This window comes from Methylobacterium organophilum (genome assembly GCF_022533465.1).
Lineage (GTDB): Bacteria > Pseudomonadota > Alphaproteobacteria > Rhizobiales > Beijerinckiaceae > Methylobacterium > Methylobacterium organophilum.
Genome location: NZ_CP092848.1, coordinates 4,774,362 through 4,796,141, shown reverse-complemented (window position 1 = coordinate 4,796,141; position 21,780 = coordinate 4,774,362). Strand labels below are relative to the sequence as shown.

Below are 21,780 nucleotides of genomic sequence, written 5' to 3'. Positions count from 1 at the left end.
CGATCTCCAGGATCTTAAGGGATCAGATCCCCTCGAACCGGCCGCTGGCATGGGCCAGCAGGGTGTAGACCTTGCCCGTCTCGGAGGTGAGATAGGCGTCGGCCCGGCGGGTGTCGGTGTCGTTGCGGGTCACCTCGCCGAGCAGGCGCTCGAACTCGCCCACGTAGCGGTCGACGGTGCGGGCGAACTCCGCATCGGTCCGGTAGCGCCGCTCCACCTCGACGAAGGTCTGCCGGCCCGGCCCCGTATAGAGCTTCACGTCGAGCAGGTTCGGATCGTTCCGGCGGTAGCGCTGCCAGAACTCGACCGCGGCCTGATGGTCGATCATCCGGGCGATGTCCGTGGAGATCGCGTCGAGGGTGATGCGGTTGGCCGGCGCGGGGGCCGCCTGAGCCGGAGCCGTCTCCTCGCCGTCCTCGTCGATCGAGGCGCGGGTCAGGAGGTCGGAGAGCCAGCCGCGATTGTCGCGACCGGACTTCGCCCCCTGGGCGGGGCGCGCCGCCGCCTGGGCTGCGGCGGCCGGACGGGCGGACGCGGCCGGGGGCGCCGACGGGGCCGAAGCAGGGCGGCTCTGCGCCGGAGCGGGCGTAGCCGCAGCGAGCGCCGCCGGGGCAGGGGCGGGCGCCGCGGCCCGGCCCCCCTCGGCGACCCGGCGCTGCTCGACCGGCTGGGCGACGTCGACGGCCCGGTTCGAGCGCGAGACCAGCGCCGAGAGCTGGTTGAGCGCCTCGATCTGTTCGGAGACGACGCGACGCATCTCGCCGGCCGCATCCTGCGTCTCGCGGGGGATCTCCAGCACGCCGCGCTGCAGCTCGCCGCGGGTCGCCTCCAGCTCCTGACGGACCTGGGCGGCCATGGCGCCGACCTGGGCGATGGTGGCGCCGAGATTCTGCGAGGCGGTGCCGAACACGTCGCGCATCTGCGCCGCGGCGGCTTCGATCGCCGTGCGCACCGAAGAGACGGCACGCTCGCTCTCCGCATCGGCACCGCTGCGCAGTCGGTCGAACTCGGCGGTGACGCTCGATCCGGCCGCCTGGGCGGTCCGGGTCATGCTCTCGCCGACCTCCTTCGCCCGCGCCTCGGCGGCGCGCAGCGTCTGCTCGATACGCTCGCCGAAGCGGGCGGCCTCCGCCTCCAGGTTGCGGGAGCGCTGCTCCAGCCCGGCCAGCACGGCCTCGACCTCCTGGCGGCGACCGTCGAGGGACGCGGCGAGGCGGCTCTCGATGCTCTCCAGCGAACCCGCGGCGCCCGTGAGGGTGGCGGCATGCGCCTCGGCCTGCTCGCCGAGGCTGCGCCCGCTCCGGCCGAGGGAGGCCGAGAGGGCGGTGGCTTCCTTGAGGGCACCCTCGGCCGCCTGGCGCAGAGCCTCGACCTGGCTCCGCACCCCGGCGCTGGCCCGCTCGGTCTCGGCCGCGACGGTGCCGAGGGCCGACTGGATCTGCTCGATGCGTGCAGCCAGTCCGTTCTCGATCGCACCGAGATTGCCGGCGGTCCCGGCGACGAGGTCGGTGAGCGCGGCATTGGCCGCCTCGACCCGCGCCAGCACCGCGCCGAGATCGTCGCGCAGGCCGTCATTCGCCCGGGCGAGGGCGGCGAGCGTCCGCGCGGCCCCCTCGTCGATGGCCGTGCGCAGGGCGTTGGCGGAGGCCTCGGTCCGGGCCACCAGCTCCTCGGTGCGCTGGCGCAGGGTCTCGACCAGGGGCGTGCCCTGATCGGCGAAGGCCCGCTCGATCGCCTCGCCCCGCTCGGCCAGCGCCGCGACCAGCGCCGCGGCAGGCCCGTCGACCGTCTCGCGCAAGCGCTCGGTCTGTCGGCCGAAGGCCGCCACGAGGGCCGTCCCGCGACCGTCGATCATCTCGGCCAGAGATCCGGTGCCCCCCTCGATCGCGTGAGCGATCCGCTCGGCGCTCTGGGTGAGGCGCTGGGCGAGCTGGGTGCCGCGGGCATCGATCATGCCGGCGAGGCTGTCGGTGCGGCCCGCGAGCTCGGTGGTGAGGGCGGTGCTGCGGCTCTCCAGCAGACCGGCGACATCCGAGCGATGCGTGTCGAGAAGCCGGGTGAGCGACTCCGTGCCCGAGGCGAGGGCCTCGGAGAGCGTGCCGCCACGGCTTTCCAGCAGCGCGCCGATGGCGGCGTTGCGCTCGTCCAGCAGCTTCTGCAGCACCTCGGAATGCGCCTCCGTCAGCGCCGCCTGCCGGTTCACGCGCTCGTCCATCGCCGCGATCAGGGCGGCGGTGCGCTGATCCACCAGGGCGGTATAGGCCTCCTGGCGATCGTCGAAAGCCTCCGCCAGGGCGTCGGCCCGCGAGGCGACGATGGAGGCGAAGCTGCGCAGGCGGCTGTCGATGCGGGTGGTGAAGGCCTCGCTGCGGGAATCCACGGCCTGGGTCAGGTTGGTGCCCTGCGCCTCGATCAGCTTGGCGAAGGCGGCGCCGCGCTCCGTGACGAGGCCGTCGAGGCTCGCCATCCGCTCGTCGAACAGCTGGGCGAGGGCCCGAGCCTGCGCGTCGAGGCGGTGGGTGAGGGCCTCGGAGCGGTCCTCGACGAGGCCGTTCATCGTGGCCAGGATCTCGTCGAACAACCCGCGCAGCTCCTGCGCCCGGTCCGCGACGGCCCGGCTGACCTCGGTGCCGCGTCCCTCGACCACGCTGCCCAGGGCCGTGAGGCGCTCGTCGAACAGTTCCTCGAGGCGGCGCGTGCGGGCATCGACCGCCCCGGCCGCGAGGCCGAGCCCGGCCTCGATGCTGGCGACGAGGTCGCGGGTGCGGTCCTCGAAGGCGGCGCGGAACGGCTCGATCCGGCCGGCGAGGCTCTCGTCGAAGGCGCCGGCATGGCTCTCGAGCAGAGCGCGGATCTCGTTCGCGCGGCCCTCCACGATCTCATGCAGGCGTCCGGTCCCGTCGCCGAGGGCGCGGTCGATCTCCGCGGAGAGCGTGCGCAGCGCCGACAGCAGGCCCTCGCCACGCCGGTCGAACTCGCTGCCGAGGGACTGGCCGCCGCGCTCGAACACCTGCGCCAGCTCGGTGATGCGGCCGGACAGATCCAGGGAGACGGCACGGCCGCGCTCCTCGATCAGGCCGGACAGGGCCCCCGTGCGCTCGTCGAACAGCTTGACGAGGCTGTCCGTCTGGGCGGCCAGCACCTCCTGGGCGCTTCCGCCGCGGGCCTCGATCAGGGCCACCAGCGCCTGAACCTGGCGGGAGAGCTCGGCATCGAGGGCGCGGGTCCGCGTCTCGATCAGATGCACCGTCTCGCCGGCCCGTGCCGCGAACGTCTCGTCGAGGGCGCGGCTGCGCTCGTCGAGGGCGGCACTGGCCGCCTCGAGGCGGGCGAGGACGCCGTTGTCGAAGCGCTGCGCGCCCGCATCCAGGCGACCGGCGAGATCGTGGCTGCGCGCCTCGATCTGCGCCCCGATCTCGGCGGCACGGGCGGCGATGGCCTCGCCGAGCAGGCGACCGCGCTCGGCGATCGTCTCGGCCAGGGTCTTGGCCCGCTCGTCGAAGCCGGCGGAGAGCGTACGACTGCCGTCGTCGAGCACCCGGCCGATCTCGCCGGAGCGCGCGGCCAGCATCTCGTTCAGGGCGGCGGCGCGGGCCTCGATCTGCGCCTCGATCTCGGAGGCATGCCTGTGGAAGATCTCGCCGATCTCGACAGACCGGTTCTTCGAACGCTCCTCGAGGGTGCCGAGATGGGTTTCGACCACCGCGCGGGCCTCGCGGGCCCGCTCGGCGATGGTCTCGGCGAGGGTCTTGCCGCGCTCGGAAATGACGCGGTCCATCTCCTCCAGGCGACCGGTCACGGATTCGCCGAAGGCCTGAGTGCCCACGGCGATCCGGTCGGCGAGGATGTCGCCGCGGGTGATGGTTTCCTGCAGGGCGGCGAGGCGGTTGGTGAGCACGTCGTCGATCGCCTTGGCCCGGTGCTCGGTCGTCTCGGCGAAGGCCGCGCCCGTCTGGCCGAGGGCGTCGCTGACGCGGGACGCGTGGCTCGCCATGGCGAGCACGATCTCGCGGCCGGTGCCGGCGAGCTTCGTCTGGGCCTCGTCGGCCTGAGAGGCGATCATGGCCGTCAGCGTCAGGCCATGGGTGCCGAAGGCGCTCTCGACCTCGCCGATGCGCGCGGTGAGATCGCCGCTGGCGCCCTGGGCCGCACGGGCGACCGCGCCGCTCGCCTCCTCGGCACGGGCGGCGAGTTCCTCCGCCATCTGGCGGATCGTGCCGCGCAGGTTCTCCAGGGCCGCCTCGGTGCGCTGGCCGACATCGCCGGTCAGGCCCTCGGTGCTGCCGCGGAACTGGGCCAGGATCTCGCCGGTGCGCGCCTGCAGGGTGCCGAGGGCCTCCTCGGCGGCCATCCCCAGCGCCTGGGACAGTTCGGTGAAGCGGGTGCCGATCTCGGCGCCGCGGGCGGCGGCGGCGGCCTCGGAAGCCTGGGCGGCCTCGCGATACTGCTCGATCAGGGCACGGGTGCGGGCCTCGACGCCGCCCCCGGCCTGATCGGCGGCGCGGGCAACCGCCTCGGAGAGGCCGGTGAAGGTGGCGACGATCTCGGCCGTGCGCCGCTGCGCCGCCTCGCCCATGCCGGCGGAGGCCTGCTGCAGGCGGTCGGCCGCCTCGGCGGTGCGCGCGGCCAAAGCCTCGGCGGTCTCCGTCAGGCGACGCTCGAAGGCCTCCACGGCCTCCAGGCTGCGCGCCTCCAATTCGCCCGTGGCGCTCGCCGCCGAGCGGCGCAGGGCCTGGGCGGCCTCCGCCGTGCTGGTGCCCACGGCAATGGTGGTCTCCTCGACCTCGCGCCGGAGGACGGCGCTGGCCTCGGCGCTGCGGGCGCCGAGCTCGCCGGCCAGGGTCTGCACGGCGCTGCGCACCGCCTCGACCGCGCTCGCGGTGTTGCGCTCGAAGGTGGAGCCGAGCAGGTCCAGCGCCTGCTCGATGCCGGAGGCGGCGGCATCCGCGCGGGTGGTGACGAGCCGCGCCACGCGCTCGCCCGCCGCTTCCAGGTTGGTGCCGAGTTCGGCCCCCTGGACGGTGATGGTGTCGTGCAGGCGGTTCGCCGCCGCCTCGATCCGGCCGGTCAGCTCGGCGCCGCGCCCGTCCACCGTCTGGGTGACGCGGTCAGCGGACGCGAGGATATCGTCGCGCAGGGCGTTCGCCCGCTGCACGAAGGCCTCGGCCGCGCCTGTGGCTGCGGCGCTGAGGGCGGCCTCGGTCGCGCGGCCGCGGGCCTGGATCAGCTCGGACAGGTCGCTGCCGGCGGTCTCGATCTCCGCGCGGAGGGCCGCGCTGCGGGCGGCGATGCCCTCGGAGATGGCGAAGCCCGTGCCCTCGAACTGAGTGCGCAGGGCGTCGCCCGTCTCGGCGAAGCGCGCCGTGATCTCCGCCCCGGTGGCGGAGAAGCGCTCGGCCAGGGCATGGCCGGTGGCGGAGAAGCGGTCGGTCAGCTCGCCGCCGCGGGACAGGAACAGGGCCTCGAGATCCCGGGCCGAGGTCTCGAAGGTGCCGCGCACGCTCTCGCTCTGGCGGCTGAGAGCCTCGACCACGCCCTCGCCGGTCTCGGTGAGGGTGCGGGCCAGGGTCCCGGCGCTGTCGGACAGACGCGCGCCGACGCTGCCGCTCGACAGTTCGAAGGAGCGGGCGACCTCGGAGGCGCGCTCCTGCAGGGTGCGGGTCAGGCCGTCGCCGACCTCGACGAGGCTCTGGCGCACGCCGTCGCTGGTGACGGTGAGGCGCTGGACGAGGTCGTCGCCCCGCTCGGAGACGAGCCCGACCACCCGCTCGCCGGCCTCGCCCAGCGCAGCGGTGATCTGCTCGCCGCGCGCGCCCAGGGTGGCGGTGATGGCATCGCCCCGTTCGGACAGGGCCGCGGTGATCTCGGCGCCGCGGGCGTCGAGGCTGCCGGTGACCCGCTCGCCCGCGCTGGTGATGGCGGCGACGATCCGCTCGGCCGCCCCGTCGAGTTCCTGGCTCAGGTTCTCGTGCGAGCCGGCGATGGCGCCGCGCACCCGGTCGGCATTGGCGACGATGGACTCGCGCTGCGCGATCAGCTCGTCGACCAGGGAGCGGATGCGGATCTCGTTGTCGGAATAGGCGCGCTCCAGCGTGGCGATCTCGCCGCGCACGAGCGTCTCCAGCTCGCCGGCCCGGGCCAGCGCCCGCTCCACGCCGTCGCCGACCGCGGCCACCTCGCGGCGCACGGTCTGCGACATGGTGAGGACGGCATCCGTCGAGAAGCTCTCCGGCTCCGCGAGCCGGATCGCGACCTCGCCCACGGCGCGGGCGACGAGTCGCATCTCCTGGGCGCGCACGGCCAGCATCGCGGTGATGAGGAAGAGCACGATCGGCCCGGCGAGGGCCGCGGCGGCCACCGCCGCCTGCAGGGCGGTCAGGCCCAGCACGAAGCCCTTGAGGTCGCCCCCGGACTGCACCCAGGCCAGCGCGATCAGGCCGTTCAGCCAGAGGAACGAGGCGATGCCGGCGAAGACGTAGGGCTTGCGCGAGGGACGCACCCGAAGGGTCTGCTGCAGCAGACCGATATTCTGGCGGTCGTCGTTGGCCACGAGGGAGCGGTCGGGCGGCAACAGGCCGCCCTCGCGGCGGTTGCGGCCGCGCTCGGGCCGCGCCTCGGCCGGGGCGGCGTCGAGATCGAGGGCGGGGGGCGCCTTGCGGCCCGCCGGCTCGGTGAGGGGATCGCCGTCGCCGACATCGGGGAGCCGGGGCTCGACCCGGGCCTGCGTCTCGCCCGGCGTCGGAAGGTCCAGATTCAAAGCCTGTTCGATCGCGGAGAGGGCGGCCTCGGCCGGATCTTTCAGCTTCTTTTCCGTGGCCATGCACCGCCTCGTTACGCAAGGTTACGCAAGCCGCCTCACCGGGGGCGCGGCACCCCCGCAGAAGAGACGGATTTACCCGTTTACCAAGGAACTCTAGCCCTCCGGGCGAACTGCGGATACCCGAGCCGGCCGAAGCGCCCAAAAAACCTTAACGGAATGGTTACCAAGATGGCCGCCGCGGGAGGCGGACCGCGCTATCGCATGGTGCCGCAAGGCTTAAACGCTTGCCAACGGCGCTCGCGAGAGCTGTGGATTGCGGGCGGGGCGCCCCGCTCCGGAGCCCCCGGCCGCTTTGAGGGAACCCAGACCGCCGTGACCGACGCGCTGATCGACCGCGCCCATCTCGACGCCCAGACCTTCGGGGATACCGATCTCGCCGCGGAGCTGCTCGGGCTCTTCTCGGACCAATGCGCGAGCCTGATGCCGGCGCTGCGCGACGCGGACAGGCCGGGGCCGGAGCGGGCCGACCTCGCCCATACCCTCAAGGGTTCGGCCCTCGGGGTCGGCGCCACGCGGGTCGCGGCGCTCGCCAGCGCCCTCGAAGCCCGCCTGCGGACGGGCGGGGAGGCGGCGCCGGAAACGATCGCGCGCCTGACCGAGGCGGTGGACGCCACCCTCGCCGAAATCGGTGCCCCGTCGCCGCGGCGTTGATCAGGAGCGGGCGCCGAAGGCCGTGGCGGAATCCCTGGCGCCCTCCGGGCTGAGGAGCCGACGCCTGCGGCCGATCCGACCATCCGCGGCGGAACCGCGCTGCGGCGCGCAATCGCGCTTGCAATCCGCGCCCCGCCCCGCCAAGGCAAGGTCCGTGCGGCGCGTGTGGCACGCACGAACAGGAGCCGGAGCAGGGCATGCCCAAGATCACCTTCGTCGACAACGCCGGAACGGCCCGGACGGTCGACGGCGCGGTCGGTTCGACCGTGATGGAGACGGCCTTGCGCAACAACGTCCCCGGCATCGACGCCGAATGCGGCGGCGCCTGCGCCTGCGCCACCTGCCACGTCTATGTCGACGAGGCCTGGACCGAGGCGGTCGGGCCGGCCGAGCCGATGGAGCAAGACATGCTCGACTTCGCCACGGACGTGCGCGCCAATTCCCGCCTGTCCTGCCAGATCCGGGTGACCGACGCCCTCGACGGCCTCACGGTGACGACCCCCGCCCGCCAGGGCTGATCCGGCCGATCAGCGCACCAGGGCGCGCATCGCCCGGTCGAGTCCCTCCAGGGTCAGGGGAAACATCCGGCCGCCGAGGATGCGCTGCACCATGCCGATGGACTGGGTGTAGCCCCAGTGCGCCTCCGGCACCGGGTTCAGCCAGGCGGCCTTCGGGAAATGATCGAGGAGGCGGGCGAGCCAGACCTCGCCCGCCTCCTCGTTCCAATGCTCGACCGAGCCGCCCGGCATCATGATCTCGTAGGGGCTCATCGAAGCGTCCCCCACGAACACCACCCGGTAATCCGGCGGATAGGTGCGGATCACGTCGAGGAGCGGCGTCGCCTCCTCGTGGCGGCGCCGGTTCTGCGTCCACACGGCCTCGTAGGGGCAGTTGTGGAAGTAGAAATGGGCGAAGTGCTTGAACTCGCTGCGGGCGGCGGAGAACAGCTCCTCGGCCTGCTCGATATGCCAGTCCATCGAGCCGCCGACATCGAGGAAGAGCAGCACCTTCACGGCGTTGCGCCGCTCCGGCCGCAGCTTCACGTCGAGATAGCCCTGCCGCGCGGTCTCGCGGATGGTGCCGTCGAGGTCGAGTTCCTCGGCCGCGCCCGTGCGGGCGAAGCGGCGCAGGCGGCGGAGCGCGACGCGCATGTTGCGCGTCCCGAGTTCCACCGTGTCGTCGAGGTCCTTGAACGCGCGCCGGTCCCAGACCTTCACCGCCCGGAAGTTGCGGTTGCCGTCCTGGCCGATGCGGATGCCCTCGGGGTTGTAGCCGTAGGCGCCGAAGGGGGAGGTGCCACCGGTGCCGATCCATTTCGAGCCGCCCTGATGGCGCTCCTTCTGCTCGGCGAGGCGCTGCTTCAGGGTCTCGAACAGCTTGTCCCAGCCCAGCGCCTTCAGCTCGGCCTTCTCCGCCTCGGTGAGGTATTTCTCCGCGAGCCGGCGCAGCCATTCCTCGGGGATCGCCGCCGGCTCCATCGCCTCGCCGACGGTCTCGAGTCCCTTGAAGACGCTGCTGAAGACCCGGTCGAACCGGTCGAGATTGCGCTCGTCCTTCACCAGCACGGCCCGGGCGAGGAAATAGAACTCCTCGACGCGCTTGGCCGGCAGGTCGCGCTCCAGGCCCTCCAGCAGCGCCAGGTATTCGCGCAGGGTGACGGGCACCCGGGCCTCGCGCAGGGCCGTGAAGAACTGCAGCAGCATGGCCGGACAACGCCCGAGCGGGGCGTCCGGGTCAAGGCTGAGATGGTGAGACGATTCGGAACAAAACGTGAGCGGTTGCGGGGACTTCGTTCACGATTCCTCAACTGCCTGCCGCAATGCGGTAACGCCCTGTGGAAAGTTCACGAATCCGGTGGATATCCCAGGCCTGAGTCTTTGCACAGTAAGAGGGGGCGTCATCAAGTTTTCAAACGGGCGGTTTCACAAGGATAGCGCCTGCCGAGATTTATCGATCGGAATCGGCCGATGGACGTCAACTTGCGCTCGCTCAGCGACTTCAAACGGTTTCTCCGGACGCCGGGCGCGACGATTCAGATCGTGCACAACACGCTGATCGAGCGGCAATCCGAGGAGATGCAGGCGGCTTACCGCCGCAAGGGCATGTACGAGCCGCGGACCGTGCACGCCCTCTCCAAGAAGGCGGCCGTCTTCGCCGTACGCGGCCACGACACCAATGTCTGGCTCTATTGGGACAAGGGCACCCGCAAGTGGCGCTTCTCCGGCGACACCGTGGCCGTGCCGCTCCACGCCGCCCTCGGGCCCGCCGACGAGGTGGTCTATCGCTGCAGCCTGAACGAGGCGCTGCCCGAGCCGGCGACCGTGCCGTCGAGCGTCGCGTCCCGCGGCAAGCCGGGGGCGGCGGCTGCCAAGCGCCTGCGCGAGGCCCGCCGCACCGGCGCCCCGGATTCCGAGCCGCCGAGCTTCGAGCAGCTGGAGCCCTCCTTCGGCCCCTCCTACCGGCGGGACTGAGACCGCCTCAAGCCGCCTCGGTCGGCGTCTCCGCCTTCGCCTCCCGCGGCTCCAGCGTCTTGCCGACGGTGCGCCGTGCCCGGAACACCGGCCGCGACTCGGATTCCTTGCGCTTGAGCATCGAGCGGAACTCGTCGCGCCGCTCGTGGATCGAGGCGATGACGAGACCCATCGGCACGCCGACATCGACCAGCACCGCCTCCGAGAGCTGGAGCGAAGCCTCGATCGTCTCCGGCACCGCGTCGTCGACCCCCATCTCGTAGAGCTGGGTCGCGTGCTTGGCGTCGCGGGCCCGGGCGACGATGGTGAGGTCCGGCCGCTCGGCGCGGGCCGCCTGCACCACGGCCTCGACGGCATAGGCGTTGTCGAGGGTCACCACGAGGGCGCGGGCGGTGGCGATGTCGCAGCGGCGCAGCATCTCCGGATTGGCGGAATCCCCGAAATAGACCGGATTGCCGAGGCGCCGGTGCTCCGAGACCCGGGCCGGGTCGGCATCGACGGCGATGTAGGGGATGTCGTGACGCTTCAGCATGTCGCCGACGAGGCGGCCGACGCGGCCATAGCCCGCCACGATCACCCGGTTCTGCTGCTTGTCCGGCGGCGGCTCGGCCCGGGCGCGGCCGAGCTGCTCCTTCGAGACGCGCTTGCCGATCCGCCGGCCCGCTGCGGCGAGCGCGGGGATCGCGATCATGCTGACCGTCGTGACGATCAGGGCGGCCTGGCCGACATTCTCCGGCACGAGGCCCCCGACCATGGCGCCGCCGATGAGCACGAAGGCGAATTCGCCTCCCGGCCCGAGCAGGAGCGCGGCCTCCAACGCCACCGGCCGGGCAATGCCCATCAGCGGGGCGGCGAGCACGATCACCCCGCCCTTGATGACGAGGAGCGCGAGCGACAGCCCGAGAATGGCGCCCGGGGCGGCGAGGAGCTGGGCGGGATCGAGATTCATGCCCACCGACACGAAGAACACGCCCAGCAGCAGGCCCTTGAACGGGTCGATCGTCGCCTCGATCGCCCGGCGATACTCGGTCTCGGCGAGCAGCAGGCCGGCGACGAAGGCGCCGAGCGTCATCGACATGCCGCTCGCGGCCGCGGTCAGCGCCGTGCCGACGATGACGAGCAGGCAGGCCGCCATGAACAATTCGGGGCTCTTGGTGCGCGCCACGAGCTGGAACAGCGGGCGCAGCGCCAGGCGCCCCCCCACCACGATCACGCCGAGGGCGACGATCGCCTGGAGCAGGGCGAGCGCCATGGCCGCCCCGACATTGCCGCCGCCATTGTTGCCGAGCACCGCGATGGCGAACAGCACGGGGGCGACCGCGAGGTCCTGGAACAGCAGCACCGCGAAGCTGGTGCGGCCGGCCGGGGTGTTGAGCCGGCGCTGCTCGGCCAGCACCGGCAGCACCACCGCCGTCGAGGAGAGCGCGAGGGCGATGCCGACGATGATCGCCCCGGCGAGCGGACTGCCGAGCAGGGCGAGCAGCAGGCCAAGCAGGATCGCCGAGACGCCGACCTGGATCGCGCCGAAGCCGAAGACGAGCCGGCGCATCATGCGCAGGCGCTCCCAGGACAGCTCGATCCCGATCATGAACATCAGGAAGATCACGCCGAACTCGGCGAGATGCGAAATCTCCGCCCGGTTGCCGATGGTGAAGTGCGACAGCCAGGGATGGCCGAGGGCGAGCTTGCCGAGGCCGAAGGGCCCGAGCAGGGCGCCCGCCCCGATGAAGCCGAGGACGGGGCTGATCCGCAGGCGGTGGAACAGCGGCACGATCACGCCCGCGGTCACCAGGAAGATGATCGCTTCCCTGTAGGAGCCGAGATGGGCGCCGGCTTCGGCTGCGACCTGCGCGCCGGCCACGGGTGTTTCGGTCATCGCCTGCGGGTGTCGCCTTCCGGATGGTCGGGGCCGTGCACGCCAAGGCCCGCCCCATCATGGCGAGCCAACCCGCAGCACGGCAACCGAATTTCCGCGTCTTCCGCCAGCCACGGGGAAATTTCCATCGCCAAGGCCACGCTTCATCCGAGGCCGGCGCCGCGATGTGTCCTGCCGCACGAGGTGGAGACATCCTGTGCGGGAAATGTCGCCGTCCACCGTCTCGTGCCCGCGGAGCGCTCGACGGCACAACTTCGGCACAATACCCGCATAAGGGCAGACCTTACGGAAGTGTTTAAGACGCGCCGCCCGCGGCCGAAGCCCCGAGTGATCCATGCGGAAAGTGCCCCCCAACCGGGACGTCCAGCGCGAGGCGCGCGAATGGGCGCTCGACCAGCATCGCTGGAAACACCAGCGCGACGTCGAGCGCGGCTACCGCATCAAGTGGGGCTATGTCGCGATCGCCTATCTCGTCGAGTTCATGGTGATCGGGGCCTCGCTCGCCGGCGCCTGGCTGTTCGCGGGCTATTACAGCGACGGGGACGACCGCAGCTTCTACTTCATGCTGCTGGCGCCCCTGGTCTACGCGGCGGTGGAGCTCTGCCGCGTGCCCCTCGGCATCCTGGCGCGCACTCAGCGCTCCTGGTTCGTGAAGGGGCTCGCCATCATCGGCATCGTGTTCGCCGCGGGCGTGACCACCAAGTCCGTTTCCCAGCTCGGCGAAATGATGTTCCATCCCCGCCTGATGGAAGCGGCCAAGGCCAAGACCGCCCTGAAGGACGCCCAGGCCGACCGCGACAGCCTCGACACCCGCATCGCCGCCGCCAATGCCCGCGTCGAGCAATACACCGCCGAGCTGGAGCAGATTGAGAAGCGGGCCGGCGAGAACGCCGCTCAGCTCGCCGGCCTGCCGGCCCAGCGCTGCGAGCGCGTCTACGGCACCAACAGCCGGGGCATGCGCTACTCGAACCTGAAATGCGTCACCGACCCGCGCACCGCGACCCTCAACGCGGCGGTGGCCAAGGCCGGCAGCGACCGGGCCGGCGTGACCAAGGATCTGGAAGAGGCCCGCAAGGCCCGCGCCCAGCTCGACCGCGGCGCCGCCGACCGCAAGGTAGCCGATGCCGAGCAGGCCTACCGCAACGCGGTCAACCGCTCGCAGCTCCACTCCTTCACCGCCATGGTCTACGGCGTCGATCCGATCGACGTGACCGACAGCCAGGTCCACGCCTTCCTGCGCATCTTCGTGTTCGTGCCCGCGCTCTGCGCCGCCTTCGCCTCCACCATCCTGGCGCTCTCGGCGGTCTCGGTGCGCAAGACGTTCATGGACGAGGACGATCTCGGCGCGGTGGTCGACCCGGAGGCCGCACCCCACCTGATCGCCTCCCTGACCGAATCCCTGCGGCAGGATCTGGGCCTCGCTCCGGCGAGACCGCGGGAGGACAGCCACAGAGAGGCCGTCTCCGGCGCCGTGATCCCCCTCGACCGGCGGCAGGGGCCACCGGCCCAGTCGAACATTCCCGGCGCCGCCCCGGCGAGCGCCGGGGCATGAGATCGTGAGACGCTGAGACCGTGAGCGCGCCCCCATGAGCCTCCACACGCCCGGCACGCACGAGAACATCGTGCTCGCACAGAACGTCAACGGCCGCCTTCGGGCGGAGGCGCGCATCATCGCCGCCCGCGCCTTCCTGTTCCGGGCCCTGGGCGCGGGCGCCTTCGCGGCGCTCGCCGGCATCGGTCTCGGCGCCGCCTCCTATGGCTACGCCTACATGAACCAGTTCGATTCCGCGGCGGAGAAGATCGCCGCGGCGATGCAGGCCGCACTCTCCGACGTGACGCTGAAGACCAAGGGCGAGGTGACGCTCACCGACAACACCCTCAAGCTCGAGGGGCTGCCCAAGCCGTCGAGCGGCGTGCCGACCCCGACCAAGGCCCAGCTGAACGAGGAGGCGACCGCCGCCTCGAAGGCGCCGGTGAACACCACCTTCACCGTGTTCAAGCAGGTGCCCTATCTCGACGGGCAGATCGTCTCCGGCTGGAACTTCAAGGCCAACGAGGACAAGCCCTTCCAGCAATATTGCTACTTCTCCCGTCGCTCGAACGAGCCGAAGGGGCAGGTCGAAATCAAGATCGACCTCGCCATGGACGGCAAGACCCTGCCGCAACCGCAGAAATCGGACGTGAACCTGGAGATCCTGGCGCGCAACTGCGTCTGGCACGACGGGAAGACGCTGTAGAACGGCACGGCCGGGTCAGGCTCGCACCCCGAGCGCGGATCGGGAAGCCCCGCGGGACGAGCCCCGCGTTGCCGCGGGGGAGGGGGCGGGCTAGTTCAGGACCTCTCCCTCTCCGATGCGAGCCCCCATGCGCTTTTCCGGAACCGAGACCTACGTCGCTACGCCCGATCTGACCGCGGCGGTCAACGCGGCGATCGTGCTGCAGCGCCCGCTCCTGGTGAAGGGCGAGCCCGGCACCGGCAAGACGGTGCTGGCGGAAGAGATCGCCAAGGGACTCGGCGCGCCCCTGCTCACCTGGAACGTCAAGTCGACCACCAAGGCGCAGCAGGGACTCTACGAGTACGACGCGGTCTCGCGCCTGCGCGATTCCCAGCTCGGCGATCCGCGCGTCTCGGAGATCGCGCACTACATCCGGCGCGGCAAACTCTGGGAGGCCTTCGCGGCACCGGTGCGCCCGGTCCTGCTCATCGACGAGATCGACAAGGCCGATATCGAGTTCCCCAACGACCTCCTGACCGAGCTCGACCGGATGGAGTTCCACGTCTACGAGACCGGGCAGACCGTGCGGGCGGAGAACCGCCCGGTGGTGATCATCACCTCGAACAACGAGAAGGAACTGCCGGACGCCTTCCTGCGCCGCTGCTTCTTCCACTACATCGCCTTCCCGGATGGGGAGACGCTGAAGCGCATCGTCGAGGTGCATTACCCGGGCATCAAGCAGCGCCTGGTGGAGGAGGCCCTGCGCGTCTTCCTCGCCACCCGCGAAGTGCCCGGTCTCAAGAAGAAGCCCTCGACCTCGGAGCTTCTCGACTGGCTCAAGCTTCTGGTGTCCGAGGACGTGGCGCCGGAGACCCTGCGCGAGACCAACGAGCGCAAACTCATCCCGCCGCTGCACGGCGCGCTCCTCAAGAACGAGCAGGACGTGAGCCTGTTCGAGAAGCTGGCCTTCATGATGCGGCGTGAGGGGCGCGGCGGCTGAAGCGTCAGGCTGTCACCGCCTCCAGCCCGTCGACGTCGCCCCCGCTGATCAGCGGCAGGTGGCGCGTGATCCGTTCCGCATCCCAATCCCACCAGGCGATCCGCTGCATGCGGGCGGCGTCCGCTTCGCTCAGGCGCCGGCGCAGGATCCGGGCCGGGTTGCCGGCGACGACCGCGTAGGGCGGCACCGGGCGCGTCACCACCGAGAGGGCGCCGACCACGGCCCCGTCGCCGATCGTCACGCCGGGCAGGATCGTGCTGTCCAGCCCGAACCAGACGTCGTTGCCGATCACCGTGTCGCCCCGTTTCGGAAAATCGAGCTCCTCGGGAAAGCGCCCGCGCCAGCCGCCGCCGAAGATCGCGAAGGGATAGGTGGAGGGACCCGCCATCCGGTGGTTGCCGCCGTTCATGGCGAAGCGCGTGCCTGCAGCGATGGCGCAGAACCGCCCGATGCGCAGGCGGTCGCCGATGAAGGGAAAGTGATAGAGGATGCTGTCGAGGAAGGCGCCCGGGCCTTCGGGATCGTCGTAGTAGGTGTAGGCGCCGACCGAGACGTTCTCCGGCAGGAGCAGGTTCTTGACGAAGGTCACCCTCGGATGGCCCGGCATCGGATGCAGGGCGTCGGGATCGGGGCCGAAGCGGGGATCATGCGGCACGGCTCTCGCCTCCTTGCATCTGCGGAATGGCCGGGCCGCGCAGACAGCGGAGGCGCACGCCCCGTGCAAGTGATCTTGCGCACATGACGGGTCACCCGCCGAGGGACATCAGGATGTCGGACTGGCCGCTCAAGGAGCGCACCATGGGTCGCTTCGGCAGAGGAGCCGGCATGGACAGGGACCGCATGTCATGAAGACGAAAAAGCTCGGCCGCACCGGCCTCGACGTCTCGCCCCTCTGCCTCGGCTGCATGACCTACGGCGTGCCCGAGCGCGGGCCCCATCCCTGGACGCTGGACGAGGCGCAGAGCCGGCCCTTCATCAAGAAGGCCCTCGAGTTGGGCATCAACTTCTTCGACACGGCCAATTACTACTCGGACGGGACCTCCGAGGAGATCGTCGGCCGGGCTCTGAAGGACTATGCCGACCGCGACGCCATCGTGCTCGCGACCAAGGTCTATTTCCCGCTCAAGAGCCAGCCGAATGCCGGCGGCCTCTCGCGCAAGGCGATCTTCTCTTCGATCGACGCCTCGTTGAAGCGACTCGGCACGGATTATGTCGACCTCTACCAGATCCACCGCTGGGACTATGACACGCCGATCGAGGTGACGCTGGAGGCGCTGCACGACGTCGTGAAGGCCGGCAAGGCGCGCTATATCGGCGCCTCCTCGATGTTCGCCTGGCAATTCGCCAAGGCCCTCTTCACCGCGGACCTGCACGGCTGGACCCGGTTCGCCACCATGCAGAATCACCTCAACCTCCTGTACCGGGAGGAGGAGCGGGAGATGATGCCGCTTTGCGCCGACCAGGGCATCGCGCTGCTGCCCTGGAGCCCGCTCGCCCGCGGTCGCCTGACCCGCGACGCGCAGGCCGTCAGCGACCGGCAGAAGACCGACGAGGTCGGTAAGGGCCTCTACGACCGGACCGCGGAAGCCGACGGCAAGGTGATCGAGGCGGTCGCCGCCATCGCCGAGGCGCGGGGCGTGAAGCGGGCGCAGGTGGCGCTCGCCTGGGTGCTGTCGCGGCCAGGCGTGGCCGCGCCGATCATCGGCGCCTCGAAGCCGGAGCATCTCGACGATGCCGTCGCCGCCCTCGATCTCGTCCTGACGCCGGAGGAGATCGCCGCCCTGGAAGCGCCCTACATGCCCCACGCGATCGTCGGATTTGCCTGAAGCCATGCGCCGCCTCATCCTCCTGCGCCACGCCAAGTCCGATCATCCCCCCGGCGTGGCCGATCTCGACAGGCCGCTGGATGCCCGCGGGCGCCGGGACGGCCCGCGCATCGGCGCGGTGCTCGTCGCCGACGGCCTGGTGCCGGAGCATGTCTTCGTCTCGCCCGCGCGGCGCACGCAGGAAACCTGGGCCCTGGTGCGGGAGCACCTGGGGAGTCTCGAGGCGGAGACCGTGCCCTCGATCTACGAGGCCGCCGCGTCCCGACTGCTGGCGGCAATCCACTCCGCGCCGGACACGGCCGGGAGCCTGATGATGATCGGCCACAATCCCGGCTTCCAGAAGCTCGGCCTGTCGCTCGCCGGCACCGGCGAGCCGGAGGCGCTTGCTACCCTGCGGGACAACCTGCCCACCGCCGCCGTGGCGGTGATCGACTTCCCCGAGGCGGAAAGCTGGGAAGCGGTGGCGCCGGGCACCGGCCGGCTCGTGCGGCTGATCCTTCCGCGGACCCTCGCGGAGGAGGAGGCCTGAACCGAATCCGCCCCGGCGCCGTTCCTCACCGAACAACCGGGGCCGGACCTTGCTCCTCGAAGCGCTGCTCGCCGTCACGACCCTGCTGCCCCGGGCCGAGGCCGGGCTCGCGGCCGCTCGGGTGCAGATTGCCGCCCTGCCGGCACCCCGGCTGGAACGGTCCGCCCCCGCGCCCGAGCCGCCGGCTTTCAGCGCCGTGGCCCGGGCGGTCTCCAACTGGCGGTCGGAGGCGGGGGAGTCGCTCCTGCCGGCGAGCCTCGCCTTCGTGGTGCGCCACGCGGCCGAGGATCCGGGCTTCGTCGCCCGCTGCGTGAAGCTCAACAATTACTGGTGCATCAAGCGGGCTGGCTGGACCGGCGAGATTGGGGGCGATTCGGAAAACCACACCGCCTTCGCCGGGGCCGCCGAGGGAGCCGATGCCGCCGCCCAGCTCCTGCGCCGCTACTATCGCGCCTTCGGACGGCGCAGCGCGCTCGCCATCGTGCGGCGCTGGGCCCCTGCCGAATGCGCCGCGTCCCCGGCGGCCGTGACGGCCGCGAGCCTCCCCGCGCAGCCGGTCTCCGGCGCCCTCGCGCCGAAGGGGATCGGTCGGACACTCCGCGCCCGCTATCTCGCACGGCACCTGCGCGGCGGCGCGCCGCGGCGTGTCGCGGCCGTGCGGCCATCCGTTGGCGGGGGATTGCGGGTCCAGCCGTGGTCGGCCCGGGCGCGGCTCGCGGGCCATCCCGGCCGCCGGCCCGGGCGGGTCGCCGCGGCCCTGCCGCCGCTCAAGCCCGTCGCCGACATCGCCACCGGGATCGCCGCCGCGCCGAAGGCCAAGCCGGCCGACAAGCCGGTCGCCGCGCCCGCCCCGAAGCCGCTTGCCGCCGCCCGGCCGAGCGGCGCGGCCGACCCCGCCGCCCTGCTCGCCCCCGACCGCCTCGTCGCGGAGGCCGCCGCGCTCCCCTCCATCGCCGCGGGCCTGCCGAGCGGCAGCCTGCTCGACCTGCGCCTACCCACCCCGTTCTGCGCCAATGACGAGACCCGCATCCGCAACTATGCCGCCCGCATCGCGTCGAGCGTGGGGCTGAAGCCCGACGACGACCTGCGCCTGTTCGAGGCGGACGGCACGCCGACGGAGCGGCTCGCCCCGGTGATGCTGGCCATGTCCGCGGTCGAGCTCGGCACCCTGCGCGCAGCGCCCGCCCTCGTCGCGGCGGCGATCGCCCGGCTGACCGCGCGCTCGGCCTCGGCCGAGGCGCGATGAGCGGGGCTGCGAGCGAGGCCTTGCGGCAGCCCCCCGCCTGCGCCACCTGATGCCCAGCCTCCCGACGAGAAGCGCGATACCGATCCTTGCCGCCCCTGTCCGACTACGCCGCGCAAGCGGGTTCCGCGCTCAAGGCCTTCGCCGAAGCCTCCAGCGATCTCCTGGTCCAGCCGACCCTGCGGCTCGGCGTGACCGGGCTCGCCCGCTCCGGCAAGACGGTCTTCACCACCGCGCTGATCCACCACCTCGTCGAGACCCATGCCCTGCCGGCCTTCGCCCCGGCGCAGGAGGGACGGCTGCGCCGCGCCCGGCTGGTGCCCCAGCCCGACGACGACGTGCCGCGCTTCCCCTTCGAGGAGCATTTCGCCGCCCTCACCGAGGCCCGGCACTGGCCGCGCTCCACCGACCGGATCAGCCAATTCCGTCTCGCCATCGAGTACGAGCGCAAGGGCGGCTGGTTCTCCGGGCCGGGCACGCTGATGCTCGACGTGGTGGATTATCCCGGCGAATGGCTGCTCGACCTCGCCCTGATCGAGCAGAGCTATGTCGGCTGGTCGCGGGCCACCATCGCCGGCACCCGCCGGGCGGGGCGGGCGGGGATGGCCGCTCCCTGGCTCGCCGTGCTGAAGGGCCTCGAGGCGAATGCGCCGCTGGACGAGCTTGTGGCCGAGCGGGCGGCGGACAGCTTCAAGGGCTACCTCGCGGCCCTGCGCAACGGCCCCGAGGCGGTGGCGACGACGCCGCCGGGCCGCTTCCTGATGCCGGGCGACCTCGCCGGCTCGCCGATGCTGACCTTCGCCCCCCTCGACCACCTGCCGGAGACCCTGAAGCCCGACAGCCTGGCCGGGCTGATGGAGCGGCGCTTCGAGGCCTACAAGGCCAAAGTGGTGGTGCCCTTCTTCCGCGACCACTTTCAGCGGGTCGACCGCCAGATCGTGCTGGTCGACGTGCTCTCCGCGGTCGATGCCGGGCCGGCGGCGCTGGCCGAGCTGGAGGAGGCCCTCGACGCGGTGCTGCTGTCCTTCCGGATCGGGCGGAACACGATCCTGTCGCGGCTGTTCGCGCCGCGGGCGGAGAAGATCCTGTTCGCGGCGACCAAGGCCGACCACCTGCACCAGACCAGCCACGACCGCCTCGACGCCCTGCTGCGTCTGCTCGTCGCCCGGGCCATGCGCCGCACCGAGGCCGCCGGCGCCCGGGTCGGCACCGTGGCGCTCGCCTCCGTGCGGGCGACCCGGGAGACCACGGTGCATGACGGCGACGAGGTCCTGCGCACCGTCTCCGGCACCCCGGAGGCCGGAGAGCGGGTCGGCGACGAGGTCTTCGACGGCGAGACCGACGCGGCGATCTATCCGGGCGAATTGCCGGCGAATGTCGAATCGGTGCTGTCCGGCGCGGTGCCGCCCGGCTCGCTGCGCTTCCCCCGCTTCCGCCCGCCCCTCGTCAGGCCCGACGCCCTCGGCCGTCCCGGCCACCTGCCGCAGATCCGGCTCGACCGGGCCATGCAGTTCCTGATCGGGGACCGCCTGGCGTGAGGCTTTCGGAAAGGTCCTGATCCATGTCCTCCGGCCCGCGCCCCCGCGCCTTCCGCATGCCCTCCGGCGCGCCCTCCGCCACGCCCGAGGCGGAGACGGCGGCCCCGCCGCCGAACCCGGACGTGCGCCTCGTCGAGGAGCCCTTCGAGATCGTGGATGCCGCCGACGGCACGCCGGTGCCCGTGGCGGTGAAACGCCGGGCGCCCTGGCTGTCGATCCTGTTCGCGGCGCTCGGCGGCCTCGTCTCGATCGGGATCGGCCTCTCGATCGAGCGGCTGATCGCCGACCTGTTCTCCTCCGCCCCCTGGCTCGGCTGGGTCGCCCTCGCACTGCTGGGGGTGGCGCTGGTGGCTTTGCTCGCCATCGTAACGCGGGAGGTCGCCGGCGTCTGGCGGGAGCGCAAGATCGAGTCCCTGCGCGAGCGGGCCATCGCCGGCCTGCGGGAGCGCGACCACAGCGCGGCGCAGGGCGTGGTGCGCGAGCTGCAGGGCTTCTACGCGGACCGGGCGGCGCTCGCCGCCGGCCGGCAACGGCTGGCCGCCCTCGGCGACGCCATCCTCGACGTGGACGACCGGATCGGGCTGGCCGAGCACGAGCTCGTCGCCCCCCTCGACCGGCAGGCCAAGGCCGCCATCGCCCAGGCCGCCAGCCAGGTCTCGGCGGTGACCGCGCTCAGCCCCCGGGCCATCGTGGACGTGGCCTTCGTGGTCTTCGCCGCCGCGCGGCTGCTGCGCCGGATCGCGGCGATCTATGGCGGCCGGCCGGGGCTGCTCGGCTTCCTGCGGCTGGCCCGCGCCGCCGTCGGGCATCTCACCGTCACCGGCGGCATGGCGCTCGGCGAGGGCATGCTGCAGCAGGTGCTCGGCCTCGGCATCGCCGCCCGCGTCTCGGCCAAGCTCGGCGAGGGCGTGCTCAACGGCCTGATGACCGCCCGCTTCGGCCTCGCCGCCATGGCGGTCTGCCGCCCGCTCCCCTTCACCCGCGAGACCCCACCGACCGTGAACGACGTGGCGGGGCAGCTTTTGAAGTTCGGGCGGGAGGAGGGTTGACCCCTCACAACGTCTTCATGAACCCCGCGAGGCGCATCAGGCCCTCCGGCCAGGGACCGTGGCCGCTCGCGACGTTGATGTGGCCGGATTCGCCGGCATCGACGATGGCCGCCCCCCAGGCATAGGCGAAGTCCTCGGCGCGGGCGTAGTCGCAATAGGGGTCGGTGCGGCTCGCCACCACCAGGGACGGGAAGGGCAGGGGGTCGCGCGGCACCGGGGCGAAGGCGCGCACGCTCTCGGGCAAGTCGTTGCGGGATTCGATGTCGGGAAAGGCGACGAACAGGGCGCCGGCCACCTTGCCGGAGGCGAAGCGCGGCGCGGCCTCCACCGCTGCGACCACGCCGAGGCTGTGGGCGATCAGAATCACCGGCTGCGTCGCCGCCGCCACCGCCTCGGCGATGCGGGTGCGCCAGCCCTCCGGGTCCGGGTTGTGCCAGTCGTCCTGGGCGACGATGCGGGCGGTGCGCATCTTGGCGGCCCAGCGCGCCTGCCAATGCTCCTCCTCGGAGCCGGCATAGCCCGGCAGGATCAGGATCTCGGCGTCGGCAGTCTTCATGGGGC

The 21,780-nt window shown here is 72.0% G+C and carries 16 protein-coding genes; 11 read left to right on the top strand and 5 right to left on the bottom strand.

Annotated elements, in window-relative coordinates; all coding sequences use genetic code 11:
• Positions 1-22: 22 nt before the first annotated feature.
• Positions 23-6,820 (bottom strand): apolipoprotein A-IV repeat region-like domain-containing protein, encoded by a 6,798-nt coding sequence (locus MMB17_RS22655; protein ID WP_241100358.1) that lies wholly within the window; start codon positions 6,818-6,820, stop codon positions 23-25.
• Between the two features lie 312 nt (positions 6,821-7,132).
• Between MMB17_RS22655 and MMB17_RS22650 the strand changes: the two genes are divergently transcribed.
• Positions 7,133-7,471, top strand: a complete 339-nt coding sequence (locus tag MMB17_RS22650) for an Hpt domain-containing protein (protein WP_241100357.1) — start codon at positions 7,133-7,135, stop codon at positions 7,469-7,471.
• 197 nt (positions 7,472-7,668) lie between these two features.
• Positions 7,669-7,989 carry a 2Fe-2S iron-sulfur cluster-binding protein gene (locus MMB17_RS22645; protein ID WP_241100356.1) on the top strand — a complete coding sequence of 107 codons (321 nt, stop codon included), beginning with the start codon at positions 7,669-7,671 and terminating at the stop codon, positions 7,987-7,989.
• A 9-nt stretch (positions 7,990-7,998) separates the two neighbouring features.
• Here the strand turns inward: MMB17_RS22645 and MMB17_RS22640 are convergent, their stop codons facing one another.
• Complete coding sequence (locus MMB17_RS22640) at positions 7,999-9,174, bottom strand: vWA domain-containing protein (RefSeq protein ID WP_241100355.1); 1,176 nt, start codon at positions 9,172-9,174, stop codon at positions 7,999-8,001.
• 264 nt (positions 9,175-9,438) lie between these two features.
• On the opposite strand from MMB17_RS22640, the gene MMB17_RS22635 reads away from it, so the two are divergent.
• Complete coding sequence (locus tag MMB17_RS22635) at positions 9,439-9,942, top strand: hypothetical protein (RefSeq protein WP_238313514.1); 504 nt, start codon at positions 9,439-9,441, stop codon at positions 9,940-9,942.
• Between the two features lie 7 nt (positions 9,943-9,949).
• On the opposite strand, the gene MMB17_RS22630 is transcribed toward MMB17_RS22635, so the two are convergent.
• Positions 9,950-11,818, bottom strand: a complete 1,869-nt coding sequence (locus MMB17_RS22630; protein WP_241100354.1) for a cation:proton antiporter domain-containing protein — start codon at positions 11,816-11,818, stop codon at positions 9,950-9,952.
• A 334-nt stretch (positions 11,819-12,152) separates the two neighbouring features.
• Between MMB17_RS22630 and MMB17_RS22625 the strand changes: the two genes are divergently transcribed.
• The 3 genes from MMB17_RS22625 (at position 12,153) to MMB17_RS22615 (ending at position 15,034) form a co-directional block, all read left to right on the top strand.
• Complete coding sequence (locus MMB17_RS22625; protein WP_241100353.1) at positions 12,153-13,370, top strand: ATPase; 1,218 nt, start codon at positions 12,153-12,155, stop codon at positions 13,368-13,370.
• Positions 13,371-13,404: 34 nt separating this feature from the next.
• On the top strand, positions 13,405-14,055 hold the full coding sequence (locus tag MMB17_RS22620; RefSeq protein ID WP_241100352.1) for a hypothetical protein: 651 nt from the start codon (positions 13,405-13,407) through the stop codon (positions 14,053-14,055).
• 127 nt (positions 14,056-14,182) lie between these two features.
• Positions 14,183-15,034 carry an AAA family ATPase gene (locus tag MMB17_RS22615; protein WP_238313522.1) on the top strand — a complete coding sequence of 284 codons (852 nt, stop codon included), beginning with the start codon at positions 14,183-14,185 and terminating at the stop codon, positions 15,032-15,034.
• Positions 15,035-15,038: 4 nt separating this feature from the next.
• Here MMB17_RS22615 and MMB17_RS22610 read toward each other — a convergent pair whose 3' ends face one another.
• On the bottom strand, positions 15,039-15,689 hold the full coding sequence (locus tag MMB17_RS22610) for a CatB-related O-acetyltransferase (RefSeq protein WP_373325070.1): 651 nt from the start codon (positions 15,687-15,689) through the stop codon (positions 15,039-15,041).
• 190 nt (positions 15,690-15,879) lie between these two features.
• Here MMB17_RS22610 and MMB17_RS22605 point away from each other — a divergent pair, with 190 nt between their 5' ends.
• The 5 genes from MMB17_RS22605 (at position 15,880) to MMB17_RS22585 (ending at position 21,219) form a co-directional block, all read left to right on the top strand.
• Entirely contained in the window at positions 15,880-16,860 is a 981-nt protein-coding gene (locus MMB17_RS22605) for an aldo/keto reductase (RefSeq protein WP_238313524.1), read from the top strand.
• A gap of 4 nt (positions 16,861-16,864) precedes the next feature.
• On the top strand, positions 16,865-17,389 hold the full coding sequence (locus MMB17_RS22600; RefSeq protein ID WP_241100351.1) for a SixA phosphatase family protein: 525 nt from the start codon (positions 16,865-16,867) through the stop codon (positions 17,387-17,389).
• Between the two features lie 49 nt (positions 17,390-17,438).
• On the top strand, positions 17,439-18,635 hold the full coding sequence (locus MMB17_RS22595; RefSeq protein ID WP_241100350.1) for a hypothetical protein: 1,197 nt from the start codon (positions 17,439-17,441) through the stop codon (positions 18,633-18,635).
• 86 nt (positions 18,636-18,721) lie between these two features.
• Positions 18,722-20,170: a YcjX family GTP-binding protein gene (locus MMB17_RS22590; RefSeq protein WP_241100349.1), complete on the top strand. Its 1,449-nt coding sequence runs from the start codon at positions 18,722-18,724 to the stop codon at positions 20,168-20,170.
• A 23-nt stretch (positions 20,171-20,193) separates the two neighbouring features.
• Positions 20,194-21,219 carry a YcjF family protein gene (locus tag MMB17_RS22585; protein WP_241100348.1) on the top strand — a complete coding sequence of 342 codons (1,026 nt, stop codon included), beginning with the start codon at positions 20,194-20,196 and terminating at the stop codon, positions 21,217-21,219.
• Positions 21,220-21,223: 4 nt separating this feature from the next.
• On the opposite strand, the gene MMB17_RS22580 is transcribed toward MMB17_RS22585, so the two are convergent.
• Complete coding sequence (locus MMB17_RS22580) at positions 21,224-21,775, bottom strand: RBBP9/YdeN family alpha/beta hydrolase (protein WP_241100347.1); 552 nt, start codon at positions 21,773-21,775, stop codon at positions 21,224-21,226.
• Between the last annotated feature and the right edge of the window lie 5 nt (positions 21,776-21,780).